The organism is Lentzea sp. NPDC004789, from assembly GCF_053601075.1.
The window spans coordinates 249277-262108 of the sequence record NZ_JBSGBE010000003.1; the positions used below are offsets into that span (position 1 = coordinate 249277).

General features: G+C 68.6%; 12 protein-coding genes. 7 read left to right on the forward strand and 5 right to left on the reverse strand.

Annotation, left to right across the window (positions count from 1 at the left end; translation table 11 throughout):
- The first annotated feature begins 81 nt into the window (after window positions 1-81).
- Window positions 82-816, forward strand: a complete 735-nt coding sequence (locus ACWEIJ_RS08810; RefSeq protein ID WP_449836584.1) for an SDR family NAD(P)-dependent oxidoreductase — start codon at window positions 82-84, stop codon at window positions 814-816.
- Window positions 817-857: 41 nt separating this feature from the next.
- On the opposite strand, the gene ACWEIJ_RS08815 is transcribed toward ACWEIJ_RS08810, so the two are convergent.
- Both ACWEIJ_RS08815 and ACWEIJ_RS08820 read right to left on the reverse strand, forming a co-directional pair.
- Window positions 858-1940, reverse strand: a complete 1083-nt coding sequence (locus tag ACWEIJ_RS08815; protein ID WP_355448469.1) for an inositol-3-phosphate synthase — start codon at window positions 1938-1940, stop codon at window positions 858-860.
- A 30-nt stretch (window positions 1941-1970) separates the two neighbouring features.
- The gene (locus ACWEIJ_RS08820) at window positions 1971-2516 is read right to left on the reverse strand and encodes a PadR family transcriptional regulator (RefSeq protein WP_355448466.1); all 546 of its coding nucleotides are present in this window, start codon (window positions 2514-2516) and stop codon (window positions 1971-1973) included.
- Between the two features lie 165 nt (window positions 2517-2681).
- Between ACWEIJ_RS08820 and ACWEIJ_RS08825 the strand changes: the two genes are divergently transcribed.
- The 3 genes from ACWEIJ_RS08825 to ACWEIJ_RS08835 all read left to right on the forward strand — a co-directional run bounded on the left by ACWEIJ_RS08825 (window position 2682) and on the right by ACWEIJ_RS08835 (window position 7669).
- A complete protein-coding gene (locus ACWEIJ_RS08825) occupies window positions 2682-3080 on the forward strand; it encodes a DUF5318 domain-containing protein (RefSeq protein WP_382372346.1) in 399 nt (132 codons plus the stop codon).
- A gap of 413 nt (window positions 3081-3493) precedes the next feature.
- Window positions 3494-5974 carry a transglycosylase domain-containing protein gene (locus ACWEIJ_RS08830; RefSeq protein WP_449836585.1) on the forward strand — a complete coding sequence of 827 codons (2481 nt, stop codon included), beginning with the start codon at window positions 3494-3496 and terminating at the stop codon, window positions 5972-5974.
- A 102-nt stretch (window positions 5975-6076) separates the two neighbouring features.
- The gene (locus tag ACWEIJ_RS08835) at window positions 6077-7669 is read left to right on the forward strand and encodes a glycosyltransferase family 87 protein (RefSeq protein WP_449836586.1); all 1593 of its coding nucleotides are present in this window, start codon (window positions 6077-6079) and stop codon (window positions 7667-7669) included.
- On the opposite strand, the gene ACWEIJ_RS08840 is transcribed toward ACWEIJ_RS08835, so the two are convergent.
- Genes ACWEIJ_RS08840 through ACWEIJ_RS08850 form a run of 3 tightly spaced genes read right to left on the reverse strand, consistent with a single transcriptional unit; the run spans window position 7581 to window position 10778 of the window.
- Window positions 7581-8588, reverse strand: coding sequence for a GDSL-type esterase/lipase family protein (locus ACWEIJ_RS08840; protein ID WP_449836587.1), 1008 nt, complete (start codon window positions 8586-8588; stop codon window positions 7581-7583). The genes ACWEIJ_RS08835 and ACWEIJ_RS08840 overlap by 89 nt on opposite strands.
- A gap of 19 nt (window positions 8589-8607) precedes the next feature.
- Window positions 8608-9984 (reverse strand): glycosyltransferase family 87 protein, encoded by a 1377-nt coding sequence (locus tag ACWEIJ_RS08845; protein WP_449836588.1) that lies wholly within the window; start codon window positions 9982-9984, stop codon window positions 8608-8610.
- Window positions 9985-10007: 23 nt separating this feature from the next.
- On the reverse strand, window positions 10008-10778 hold the full coding sequence (locus ACWEIJ_RS08850) for a deoxyribonuclease IV (RefSeq protein ID WP_449836589.1): 771 nt from the start codon (window positions 10776-10778) through the stop codon (window positions 10008-10010).
- A 132-nt stretch (window positions 10779-10910) separates the two neighbouring features.
- Between ACWEIJ_RS08850 and ACWEIJ_RS08855 the strand changes: the two genes are divergently transcribed.
- The 3 genes from ACWEIJ_RS08855 to ACWEIJ_RS08865 all read left to right on the forward strand — a co-directional run bounded on the left by ACWEIJ_RS08855 (window position 10911) and on the right by ACWEIJ_RS08865 (window position 12789).
- The gene (locus ACWEIJ_RS08855) at window positions 10911-11849 is read left to right on the forward strand and encodes a hypothetical protein (protein WP_449836590.1); all 939 of its coding nucleotides are present in this window, start codon (window positions 10911-10913) and stop codon (window positions 11847-11849) included.
- Window positions 11850-11950: 101 nt separating this feature from the next.
- Entirely contained in the window at window positions 11951-12259 is a 309-nt protein-coding gene (gene rpsF, locus ACWEIJ_RS08860) for a 30S ribosomal protein S6 (RefSeq protein ID WP_081901884.1), read from the forward strand.
- Window positions 12260-12288: 29 nt separating this feature from the next.
- Window positions 12289-12789, forward strand: a complete 501-nt coding sequence (locus ACWEIJ_RS08865) for a single-stranded DNA-binding protein (RefSeq protein ID WP_204761238.1) — start codon at window positions 12289-12291, stop codon at window positions 12787-12789.
- Window positions 12790-12832: the final 43 nt, after the last annotated feature.

The following is a 12832-nucleotide window of genomic DNA, read 5'->3' on the forward strand; positions in this document are numbered from 1 at the left end:
CGGAAGCAGGTCTGGTGCTGAGACTCCAAACACACGAACGTGGCTGTCCCTGAACGGCGGTACGTCCTTAGCGTGGCGCCCATGACGCAACGAGTTGCTGTGGTCACCGGCGCGGCGCAGGGCATGGGGCTGCGCATCGCGGACGTGCTGCGCGAGGACGGGTTCGCCGTCGTCGGGTTCGACCTGCGGGAGAGCAAGGACGGGATCGTCGGCAACGTCGCCAGCGCCGCGGACGTGCAGCGCCTGACCGATCACGTCACCAGCACGCACGGCCGGGTCGACGTGCTGGTCAACAACGCCGGGATCGCGGGCATCGTGCCGTTCGAGGACACCAGCCTCGAACAGTGGGAGCGGATCATGGCGGTCAACCTGACCGGGCCGTTTCTGCTCACGCAGGCGCTCGGCAGGGTCATGCTCGCCCAACGGCAGGGCTGCGTCGTCAACATCGCGTCCGTGGCCGGGCTGCAGGGGGTCGCGGACCGGGCCGCGTACAACACGACCAAGCACGGGCTGATCGGGTTGACCCGCACGCTCGCGGTCGAGTGGGGCGGCCGGGGGATCCGGGTCAACGCCGTGTGTCCCGGCTGGGTCAAGACCGAGATGGACGTCGAGTCGCAGGCCGGTGGGTACTACGTCGACGAGGACATCACGGACCACGTGCCGGCCGGCAGGTTCGCGGTGCCGGACGACATCGCGCAGGCCGTTCGGTTCCTCGCGAGCGACAACGCCCGGTACGTCAACGGCGTGGCGCTGCCCGTCGACGGCGGGTGGACCGCGGACGGCAGCTGGCAGAAGCTGCGGCTCTCGAAGCGCTGAAAGAAGGGCCGCCCTCGACCGGAGAGGGCGGCCCTGTCAGTTCACTCGCCGCGGATGAACGCCTCGACGGCCGCGTGGGCCTCGGGGTCCGAGTACTGCACGGGCGGGGACTTCATGAAGTACGACGACGCCGAGAGGATCGGGCCGCCGATGCCCCGGTCGAGGGCGATCTTCGCCGCGCGGACCGCGTCGATGATGATGCCCGCGGAGTTCGGGGAGTCCCAGACCTCCAGCTTGTACTCCAGGTTCAGCGGCACGTCGCCGAACGCGCGGCCCTCCAGCCGGACGTAGGCCCACTTGCGGTCGTCGAGCCACGCCACGTAGTCGGACGGGCCGATGTGGACGTTGTCCTTGCCGATGTCGCGGCTGAGCTGGGACGTCACGGACTGGGTCTTGGAGACCTTCTTGGACTCCAGTCGCTCCAGCTCCTTCATGTTCAGGAAGTCCATGTTGCCGCCCACGTTCAGCTGCATGGTGCGGTCGAGCTGGACGCCGCGGTCCTCGAACAGCTTCGCCAGCACGCGGTGCGTGATGGTGGCGCCGACCTGGGACTTGATGTCGTCACCGACGATCGGCACGCCGGCCGCGCGGAACTTCTCCGCCCACTCCGGGTCCGAGGCGATGAAGACCGGCAGGGCGTTGACGAACGCCACACCGGCGTCGATGGCGCACTGGGCGTAGAAGCGGTCGGCCTCTTCCGAGCCCACCGGCAGGTACGAGACGAGCACGTCGACCTCGGCGTCGCGCAGGGCCTGCACGACGTCGACCGGCTCGAAGTCGGACTCCTCGATCGTCTCGCGGTAGAAGCGGCCGAGGCCGTCGAGGGTGTGCCCGCGCTGCACGACCACGCCCAGCGGCGGCACGTCCGCGATCTTGATCGTGTTGTTCTCGCTGGCCACGATCGCCTCGGCCAGGTCGACGCCGACCTTCTTCGCGTCGACGTCGAACGCAGCCACGAACTCGACATCGCGCACGTGGTAGTCACCGAACTGCACGTGCATCAGACCGGGCACGCGGGTGCTCGGGTCGGCGTCCCGGTAGTAGTGGACGCCCTGCACCAGCGACGCCGCGCAGTTGCCAACCCCGACGATGGCCACTCGAACGGTGCGGCGATTTCCGCCCATTGCCGAGTCCTCCTTGATCAAAGATGAGTACTACTCGTCCTGCTCGGACTGTTCGTGCTGCTCGTGCGCGATGAGCTCGTTGAGCCACCGCACCTCGCGCTCCGTGCTTTCCAGCCCCTGCCTGTGCAGCTCGCGGGTGTAGCGGTCGATCTGCTCACCCGTGCGCGTGAGCCGCTCGCGAAGCCCCTCCCTGCGTTCCTCGACACACCGCCGCCTGCCTTCCAGGATGCGCATCCTGACGTCGGCGGGCGTGCGGGAGAAGAACGCCAGGTGGACTCCGAACGAGTCGTCGTCCCAGGTCTGCGGACCCGCGTTGGCGAGGAGCTCGGCAAATCTCTCCTTGCCCTCCGGAGTCAGCTTGTAGACCTTGCGCGCCCGACGTCCCCAAGAAAGAGCCGATTCCTCCGGCCCCTCCTCCACGATCAGGCCCGCACGTTGGAGTCGCCGCAAAGTTGGGTACAGCGATCCGTAGGAGAACGCGCGAAACGCTCCGAGCAGGTCGTGCAAGCGCTTGCGCAGCTCGTAGCCGTGCATGGGCGCCTCGTGCAGCAGGCCGAGCAGCGCGAACTCGAACACGAGTCACCTCCTCGCGCCTGCACCGATAGGTGAGGTGATTATATCGCCGCGATACATCGATGGCCCCTCTTCAGTGTGGGATGTGGCACACCGTGATACCGCTTCGGACTCCGCTGCCCTGAACGGCCCATCATCGCCAATGCGGTCGGCACGTACTCTGGTCACGTGTTGACCCAACGGCAGGTGGTGGACTACTCGCTGCAGCGGCGTGCGCTGCTGGCGGAGGTCTACGCCGGCCGCACGGGCACCATGGAGGTCTGCGACGCGTCCCCGTACCTGCTGCGAGCTGCGAAGTTCCACGGTACGGCGACGGAAGTGCCATGCCCGGTGTGCCGGAAGGAACCGCTCACGAACGTCTCGTGGGTCTACGGTGACGAGCTCAAGCACGCGACCGGTTCGGCGCGGACACCTGAAGAGCTCGTGAAGATGGCAACCCTCTTCGACGAGTTCACCGTGTACGTCGTTGAAGTTTGTCGCACATGCAGTTGGAACCACCTGGTGCAGTCATACGTCCTGGGGAAGCGTGGGCTGGAAAAGCCACGCAGGAGGACTGCGGCGGAATGACCCACAGGTGACACTGCTCCGAACGAAGTACGACCACCGAACCGCGTGCTGATGCGCGCCGGTCTGGGAGGCCTTTTCACGTGAACGACCAGCATGATGACCGGCAGCGCGGAGGCGAGCCGCAATGGCCGACCGGGGACGACCCGGACGGCGGCGGCACGAGACGTGATGTCCCGAATCAGCCGCGACCGGGCACCCCGCCCGGCGGTTTCGCGCGCCCTCCCCAGGGTGGCACGCCACCCGGTGGTTTCCCACAGCAGCAGCCCCCACGCCGCCCGAACGGACCAGGGCCGCAGGGTGCCGCAGGCGCGCCGGGAGGCCCCCAGGGCGGTCCCGGACGCCCGCAGGGTCCCGGTAGCCCTCAGGGCGGTCCTGGCGGGCCCGGCGGGCGTCCCCCGACACCGCCCGGCGGCATGCCGGTCGCGCCACCTCCCGGTGGTCGCCGGCCCGGCGGTCCCGCGGGCGGCCCTGGCGGTCCCGGCCGTCCCGGCATGCCTCCGCGCAAGCCCGGTGAGGAGCGGACCACGCAGCTGCCACCGGTCAACCGGCCGCCGCAGCGCGAGCCCGACCTCCTGACCCACCGCGAGCCCGAGGACGAGTTCCTCCTCGCGGGTGGCATCGACGACGAGGACGACGAGTACTACGACGACGAGCCGGAGCTCACCGAAGAGGAGGAGCGCCGCCTGCGCAAGAAGAAGATCTGGAAGCGCGTCCGCATCGGCGCGTTCGTCGCACTCGGCCTGATGATCCTCGGCCCGGTGATCGCGGTCGCGGTCGCGTACCCGCTGGTCGACTGGCCGAAGCCGGAACAGATCGCGGCCGGCCAGAACAAGACGATCACGCTGCAGTACGCCGACGGCAGTGAGATGACCAAGATCACCTCACCCGGTGAGAACCGGTCGATGCTGACGTACGACGAGATTCCGGATAACGTCAAGCACGCGGTGCTCGCGGCGGAGGACGCGGACTTCTACGACAACCCCGGCTTCGACGCCAAGGCGATCCTGCGCGCCGTCTGGATCCAGGTGAGCGGTGGCTCCAGCGGTGGTTCCGGTCTGACGCAGCAGTACATCAAGAAGGCGACCGGCAACGAGGCGCCGACGCTGACCCGCAAGTTCACCGAGGTCGTCAAGGCCTTCAAGATGAGCAACGAGTCGGATCACAACACGATCCTGACGGCGTACCTCAACACGGTGTACTTCGGCCGCGGCGCCAACGGCTTCAAGGCCGCCGCGCAGGTCTACTACAAGAAGGACATGAAGGACCTGACGCCGTCGGAGGCCGCGCTCATCGCCGGCATGATCCAGACGCCGTCGTGGTCCGAGGACAGCGAGTACGCGACCAAGCGCTGGAAGTTCGTGATGGGGCAGATGCTCCAGAAGCACTGGGTCGACCAGGCGTACGTCGACGCGCAGCAGTTCCCGAGGCCGCTGCCGTTCGCCGAGACCCAGCCGAAGTCGCTCGACGGCCCGCGCGGCCTGATCATCGACCAGGTCCAGGAGGCCCTGGAGGCGGAGCAGACCGGCGTCTCGTTCGAGCAGGCGCAGAAGACCGGCGTCACCATCCAGACGACGATCGACCCGAAGATGCAGACCGCGGCCGAGCAGGCCGTGGACGACATCATGATCAAGGGCGGTCAGCCGGAGATGCTGAAGACGTCGCTGACGGCCATCGAGCCCGCCTCTGGTGCCGTGCGGGCCTACTGGGGCGGCCGCGGCGGCCGCGGCAGCTACGACTACGCGAAGGGCACGCTGCAGGAACCCGGCTCGTCGTTCAAGCCGTTCGACCTGGTCGCGGCGCTGCAACACGGCCGGGGCATCGGCACGACCTACGACGGCTCGTCCCCGCGCCAGTTCGGCAACGGCAACACCAAGGTGACGATCCGCAACGCCACCGCGGCGCCCAACTGCCAGAAGGAATGCCCGGTCAAGGAAGCGATGATCCTGTCGCTGAACACGGTGTTCTACGACATGGTCCTCAACGACATCGGCATCCGGCCGACCGTCGAGGCCGCGCACCAGGCGGGCATCCCGAACGAGGTGGACCTCCACGACGGTCAGGGGCCGCGCAAGCTCCTGGTCGGCGAGGACGGCGGAACGCCGAACGCCGGTATCGCCATCGGTGGTGACCAGGCACGGGTCCGGCCGTTCGACATGGCGTCCGCGTTCGCGACGTTCGCCGCACGCGGTGTCTACCGCCAGCCGTTCTTCATCGTGAAGATCACCGGCCCGGACGGCGGCGTGCTCTACCAGCACGCGGACAAGCCGATCTCGGCGTTCGACCCCGACCAGACGAAGAGCCAGGACATCGCCGACAACGTCACCGAGGTGCTGAAGGAGATCCCGAAGCGCTCGTCGATCCCCTGCGCGCAGGGCCGGGAGTGCGCCGGCAAGACCGGTACCCACGAGCTCGACCCGAACGTCGCGCCGGGCGGCAAGATCGGCATGAACTCCAAGGCGTGGATGGTCGGCTACACCCCGTCGATCTCGGCGTCGGTGTGGGTCGGCCGCGACGAGGGCTCTCAGCCGATCACGGACAAGAGCGGCAGCAACATCTTCGGTTCCGGCGTGCCGGGCAGGATCTGGCAGGCGTTCATGGACAAGGCGCTGGCCGGGACGCAGATGGAGAAGTTCGCGAAGCCCAAGCCGCTCAACCAGTTCAACCCGCCGACGAAGTCGGAGGCGCCGACGTCGAGCCAGCCGTCCAACACGCCGGACAAGCCGACTGAGCCGAGCAGGACCAGCGACCCGAAGCCGACCGGCCCGACGGAGCCCTGTGAGGGCTTCTTCTGCCCGAACCCGACGACGACGACGGGCGGCAAGACGACCACGACGAAGCCCGGCCTCCCGGGAGGCAATCCCGGGGGAGACGCCCGAAATCCCGGCGGCGGGTGACACCCGTCAGAGCTGAGGGCCCGGTGCGCAACGCACCGGGCCCTTTGCTTTGGTCGGGGATGTTGACCACGGCGAAACGGTCTTGGCCGTAACATCCGCCACGTGCCCAGCAGCCCTGCCGAGCTTCCCGCCGAGGACACCGACTCGCTCACGCACTCCGAGCGGGTCGCCCCCACCTGGACCGAGTCGCTCGCCCGCACCCTGAGCAGACCCTTCGGCGGTCCGCTCGGTGAGCACGCGCAGGTCGGCAGGCACTGGTTCTGGACGGCGGCGCGGGTGATCCTGCTGCTCGCCGTGCTGACGCTGCTGGCCGGCTGGGTGCAGAAGTCGCCGTGCATCCAGCAGTACGTCGACGAGAAGGGCCAGGTGCAGCTGGACTGGCGGGGCAGCAGGCAGTTCACCGCGCTCTGCTACTCCGACACCGTGCCGCTCTACACGGCGGAACGGCTCGACCAGCGCGGTTCCTTCCCGTACATCACGTCGTGGAAGGACGACGAGGGCAAGCCGACCGAGCACATTCGGTACATGGAGTACCCGGTCATCACCGGTCTGTTCATGTGGCTCAACGCGCGGGTGGCGCAGGGGCTCGTGGCGCTCGTTCCCGGGCTGCCGATGACGGTGATCGTGTTCTTCGACGTCACGGCGTTCTGGCTGGCCGTGGCGTGGCTCATCACCGTGTTCTCGGTGGCGCGAATCGCGCGCAGGCGCATGTGGGACGCGGCGATCGTCGCGGTGTCCCCGCTGGTGATCGTGCACGCGTTCACGAACTTCGACACGATCGCGACCGCGTTCGCCACGGCCGGTCTGCTGGCGTGGGCGCGGAAGAAGCCGATGCTCGCCGGGGTGCTGCTGGGGCTGGGCGGTGCGGCGAAGCTCTACCCGTTGTTCCTGCTCGGGCCGCTGCTTCTGCTGTGCTGGCGCTCTGACCGGTTGAAGGCTGGGCTCACGGCCACCGTGTCGGCCATCGGGGCGTGGGTGCTCGTCAACGCGCCGATCGCGTTGAACCCGACGTCGCACATCGGGTGGAAGGAGTTCTTCCGCCTCAACACCGAGCGCAACGCCGACCCGGACACGCTCTACAACGTGCTCGTGCAGTGGACCGGGTGGCAGGGCTTCGACCCCGGGCTGCAGCAGGGGCAGGCGCCGACGGTGCTCAACACCGTGAGCTCGGTGCTGTTCCTCGTGTGCTGCGCAGGCATCGCGTACGTGACGCTGTCCGCGCCGACCAGGCCGCGGCTCGCGCAGCTCGGGTTCCTCGTGGTCGCGGCGTTCCTGCTGACGAACAAGGTGTGGAGCCCGCAGTACTCGCTGTGGCTGGTGCCGCTGGCGGTGCTCGCGCTGCCGCGCTGGAAGCTGTTGCTGGCGTGGATGACGGTCGACGCGCTGGTGTGGGTGCCGCGGATGTACTTCTACCTCGGCACGGAGAACAAGGGCCTGCCGATCGACTGGTTCCTCGGCGCGGTGCTGCTGCGCGACGCCGCCGTCATCGGGCTGTGCGTGCTCATCATCAAGGAGATCTACCACCCGGAGCGCGACCTCGTGCGCCTCTCGGGCGACCAGGACCCGTTGGCGGGCGTGCTGGCCGACGCGCCGGACCGCCGGCTCGTCAGACCCGCACGAGGCGAGCCATTGCACCGAATGCGGCCCCGTTCGGATGCAGGTGATCACCGGAGTCGAACTCCGGACGCAGTCTGAGCGGGTCGGCCGGGTCGCGCACGGCGGCCTCGAAGTCGATCGCGTCCGGGAAGGTGGCGCGGATCCAGGCGTTGGTCCGCTGGCGCTGCCGCTCGCGCTCCTCGGTCCAGCTGACCCAGCCGCGCCACGGCGTGAGCGTGCCGACGAGCACCTGCACGCCCTCGTTGCGGCAGCGCAGGAGCACCGTGCGGATGCCGGCGATGACGTTCTCCGCGCTGACGTCGTGCTGGATGTCGTTGATGCCGCCGAGCAGGACGACCTTGCGCACCTCGCGGCTGTACAGGACGTCCCGGTAGACGCGGGTGATCATCGGGGCGTCGCCGCTCAGCACGCCGTTGCCGTTGATGCCCGCGTTGAGCACGGCGTAGTCGGTCTGGACGAGGGACGGCCAGGTGCCCTCCGAGAAACCCTCGGTGATCGAGTCGCCGAACATCACCACCGCACCCGGTGCCGTGAAGCCCGCGACCTCGACCGCCGAGACGAGGCAGACGTAGGACCGCGCGGACGTGATCGTGCGATGTGCGCGCGCCTGACACGGTGTGCCGGCCGGGGCGTACGTGCTGATCTCCAGCGTGCTCGTCACCTTCAGCCGCACGGCGTCGCTGTAGACCTCGTCGCGCGGCCTGATCGTGACGCCGCGGGCACGTCCGAACGTCAGCTGCCGCGACTCGCCGTTCGCGGTCACGGTGACCTGCTCGACGCGGACCGGTTTGGTGCCCATCAGGTTCGACAGCCGCACACGAACCGATGTGCCGCTCGCGGTGAGGTCGACCGTCGTGCGCACGCTCTGGTCCGGCACGGAGGCGGAGAGCGTCGGCACGGCCTGCCACACGGGCAGCCAGCGGACCACCTCCGACCGCACGGGCACGCCGGAGGCGCCACAGGCCAGCAGCAACGCCAGCACGATGATCACCCTCACGGGTGCAGTCTGCGGCCGGTCAGGCCTTCGCGGCTACGGCTCCGCGGATGAACTTCAGGTCCTCGCGGTCGTCCTCGGTCACGTCACGGGCCTGCAGGAACGCCACGAACAGCGCGACGAGCAGCGCCGCACGGCCCCACACGCCGATCATGACGGCCTGCGCGGAGAAGCTGTCGTAGATCCCGGCGGGCTTGCCGAACTCGATCGCCCAGAACCAGCGGAAGATCCCGATGCCCATCGCCAGGTCGACCACGAAGTACGCGAACGCCCACATCAGCCGCACGCGCAGCAGCACGAGGAACGGCACCAGCCACAGCGTGTACTGCGGCGAGTGGACCTTGTGCAGCAGCATGAACCCGCACAGCATCGCCCCGGACACCGCGATCCACGGGTAGGTGCCCTCGCGGCGGTACCGCAGCCAGCCGTAGCCGGCGGCGATCGCGAACGAGATCAGGATCGTGATCGGCGAGATGACGCTGACCAGCGACTGCATCGCGTCGTCGCCCATGAACGGCCGCAGGCCCCAGTACCAGATCGAGTTCGTGGTGATGTCGACCCGGCGCAGCTGCTGGAACTCGAACGACGCCGCCCAGCCGTCGTAGCCGGCGAACGCGAACGGCAGGTTGACCAGCACGACCGTGATGATCGAGGCGAGGCCGACCTTGATCGCACCGGCGACGTCGGCCTTCTTGCCCTCCGGCAGCTCCTGGCCGCGCCAGCCCCCGGTGCCGACGAAGAGCATCAGCGGCAGCACGAAGATCGCCGGGTAGACCTTGAACGCGAACCCGAGGCCGAGCAGGACCGACGCGACCGTCGCCCGTTCGACCAGCGGCCGGTTCCAGCGGTGCACCACGTAGACCGCGGCCGCCGAGCACAGCACGACCGGCAGGTCCCAGTTGTGGAACGCGTACAGGACCAGCGGCGGGCCGATCGCCCACAGCAGGGCGCGCCAGCGGGCGAGCTTGCCCAGCAACCAGCCGGTGAGCAGGCCGAACGGTGCCATCAGCAGCGACGAGAAGAGCAGGTACTCCGCGTCGTTGTGCGCGAAGATCGCGCCCGCCCAGATGATCACGCCGGTGAGCACCGGGTACTCGACGGAACCGCCGACGAGGACGCCCTTGTCGTTGATGCCGCCGTCGACGTACGGGAAGACGTGCCGGTCGATGTCGCGCCCGATCCAGAGGTGCTGGATGTCGGAGTAGCAGACCTCTTCCTTGTTCCGCTCGTCGTAGTTGGGCTGCGTGCGGCCCCACTGGTCGAACTGCGGACCCGTGCAGCGGTCCTTGTTGATGAAGCCCAGCAGCAGCGTGAGCCCGCACAGCAGCACGAGCACGGCGGCGGCGGATTTGCCGAAGCGGGTCGCGAAACGCCCGGAGTCACCTCGCTCGGGCGTCACGCTCACCACCTCGTGCACGGTCTTCACCGGCCGGCGCGGTCGCGCAGGAACGCGATGTCGTCGGCCTGGCCCTCGTCGGGTGTCTCGACCACGACGGGGCATCCGGCGCTCGCGGCCACCGCCACGAGCTGATCGGCGTCGATGGTGCCAGTGCTGATGTTGTCGTGCCGGTCGCGCGAGGAACCGAACTCGTCGCGCGAGCTGTTGAGGTGCACGAGGTCGATGCGGCCGGTGATCGCTTTCACCCGGTCGACGATGCCGACGAGGTCCTCACCGGCGGCGAACGCGTGGCAGGTGTCGAGGCAGAAGCCCGCGCCGAACTCGCCGACCGCGTCCCAGAGCAGCTTGAGGGAGTCGAAGGTGCGGGCCATGGCGTTGTCGCCGCCCGCGGTGTTCTCGATCAGGACCGGGACCGCGAAGCCGCCCTCGGCGACCTGGCGCTCGAAGAACTTGCGCCAGTTCGCGAAGCCCTCCGCCGGGTCCTCACCCTTGGTGACGTGGCCGCCGTGCACGATCAGGCCCTTCGCGCCCACGGTCGCGGCGGCCTCGGCGTGCTGGATCACGTTCTTCCGGCTCGGAATCCGGATCTTGTTGTTCAGCGACGCAATGTTGATCATGTACGGGGCGTGGACGAACACCTCGAGATCGGAGGCGAGCAGGGCCTCCGCCTGGGGGTGCGGCTTCGGCTTCTTCCAGCCCTGTGGATCGGACAGGAAGAACTGGACGACCTCGGCCCCGCGTTCGGCCGCGGCGCCGACCGGGTCGTCGTCGCGTACATGGGCCCCGATGCGCATGAACTAGGAGGGTAGTCGGAGTCCATAACGCCATCGCAGCCGCCGCCGATAGGAGTAATTGCAAAAACTGGGGATGGCCTGCGTCACGACCAGGACCTACGGTCGTTACTTGAGAGTAGGAAAGGGGTTCACATGCGACTGCTCAGCGTCACCGCCGCGACGCTTCTGGCGCTGGCCTCCGCCTCCGTGGGAGCTGTACCCGCCACGGCGGCCGAGCCCATCGTCGTGGGCAGTTGCGCGACATCGGTGCAGGGCACGCCTGGGACCCCGGTCTCGCTCAGCCCCGCCGCCGTCACTCAGCCCATCACCGACCTGATCCGCGCGATCCCCCTGCTCGGACCGCCGATCGCCGATCAGTTCAAGCCGCTGTTCTCGCAGGGCAAACCGATTCCGATCGGTGCGGTGCAGGCCGGCACGACCACGATCAGCGGTGCCACGATCGCGAACGCCGTGGTCGCCGAGCTGCAGAAGCTGCCGTTGCTCGGACCGGTCATCGGCACGCTCGACAAGTCCGTGCGCTCGACGCTGACCAGCGGCTGCGGAGTCGTCGTGACGGGCGTGAACCAGGTCGCGGCGCCGATCCAGGACGGCAGCAAGGCGATCGCGGACGCCTCGCAGAAGCTCACGCCGCAGTTGCCCGGCCAGCCCCAGGCGCCGGGCCAGCAGCCCCAGCCGCAGCAGCCCGGCACGTCTCCGGGCCAGCAGCCGGGTGTGAGTCCCGGCACACCGGGGACGCCGCAGAGCGCCCCGAGCAACCGCGACTTCTCGCTCTACGCGCTCGGGTCGAACTTCGGCCGCGTGCCGCTGTTCAGCTACGGCTCGCTGCCGTTCGCGATGCCCGGCCTCTACTCGCCGTCGCCCGGCGTGCGCTACGGCTCGCAGGTTCCCCGTGCCTCCAACGGAACCGGCCTCGACACCGACCAGGTGCTGGCGGCCGGTCGCGCGACGGCGCTGCCCAGGCTCGGCGGTCCCGGCGGCGTCGGCCTGCCGGTGCTGCTCGCGGTGCTGATGCTGGCCCTGGTGACGGGCGCGCTGGTGCGGACCTGGGTGCTCCGCCGCACCCCTGCGTAGTCACCGGACGCGCTCTGTTAACCTTCTTCAGTTGCTGACGCGACGACCCTCCTGCCACGGAAAGCCCGTGGCCGCGAGTCCACAGGAGGTGAGTGGTCCTCATGCGTCATTACGAAGTGATGGTCATCCTCGACCCCAGCCTTGACGAGCGCACGATCGCGCCGTCTCTCGACACGTTCCTCAACGTCATCCGCACCACGGGCGGCAACGTTGAGAAGGTCGAGGTGTGGGGCAAGCGCCGGCTGAGCTTTGAGATCAACAAGAACACCGAGGGTATCTACGCGGTGCTCGACCTGACCTCGACTCCCGACGCGGTGAAGGAACTGGACCGCCAGCTCGGTCTGCAGGAGACGGTGCTCCGGACGAAGGTCCTGCGCCGCGAGCCCGCCAAGTCGGCCGTCAAGGCCTGACGAACCTCGATTAGGGGAGCTCCCAAGACATGGCTGGTGAGACGACGATCACGGTGGTCGGGAACCTGACCGCCGACCCGGAACTCCGCTTCACCCAGAGCGGTGCCGCGGTGGCGTCCTTCACGGTCGCTTCCACGCCCCGCACCTTCGACCGCCAGTCCGGCGAGTGGAAGGACGGCGAAGCGCTGTTCCTGCGGTGCAACGTGTGGCGGCAGGTCGCCGAGAACGTGGCCGAGTCGCTCACCCGCGGTTCGCGAGTGCTCGTCACCGGGCGGCTGCGCCAGCGTTCCTTCGAGACGAAGGAAGGCGAGAAGCGCACCGTCGTGGAGCTGGAGGTCGACGAGATCGGCCCCTCGCTGCGCTACGCGACCGCGAAGGTCAACAAGGTCAGCCGTGGAGACGGCGGCGGTGGCGGCGGCTTCGGCGGCGGTCCCTCGCAGTCTCGTGGCGGTGGCGCACCCGCTGACGACCCGTGGGGTTCCGCCCCGCCGGCCGGCTCGGGTGGCTTCGCCGACGAGCCCCCCTTCTAGACCGCTGCACCGGTCATCCAGAACCTGATCACTGCGTATTCCA

Excerpts from the sequence above, each read along its gene's own strand:
- ACWEIJ_RS08815 (WP_355448469.1), bottom strand. The coding sequence starts at position 1,940 with ATGGGCGGAAATCGCCGCACCGTTCGAGTGGCCATCGTCGGGGTTGGC.
- ACWEIJ_RS08865 (WP_204761238.1), top strand. The coding sequence starts at position 12,289 with ATGGCTGGTGAGACGACGATCACGGTGGTCGGGAACCTGACCGCCGAC.
- rpsF (WP_081901884.1), top strand. The coding sequence starts at position 11,951 with ATGCGTCATTACGAAGTGATGGTCATCCTCGACCCCAGCCTTGACGAG.
- ACWEIJ_RS08855 (WP_449836590.1), top strand. The coding sequence starts at position 10,911 with ATGCGACTGCTCAGCGTCACCGCCGCGACGCTTCTGGCGCTGGCCTCC.
- ACWEIJ_RS08850 (WP_449836589.1), bottom strand. The coding sequence starts at position 10,778 with ATGCGCATCGGGGCCCATGTACGCGACGACGACCCGGTCGGCGCCGCG.
- ACWEIJ_RS08830 (WP_449836585.1), top strand. The coding sequence starts at position 3,494 with ATGCCGGTCGCGCCACCTCCCGGTGGTCGCCGGCCCGGCGGTCCCGCG.
- ACWEIJ_RS08810 (WP_449836584.1), top strand. The coding sequence starts at position 82 with ATGACGCAACGAGTTGCTGTGGTCACCGGCGCGGCGCAGGGCATGGGG.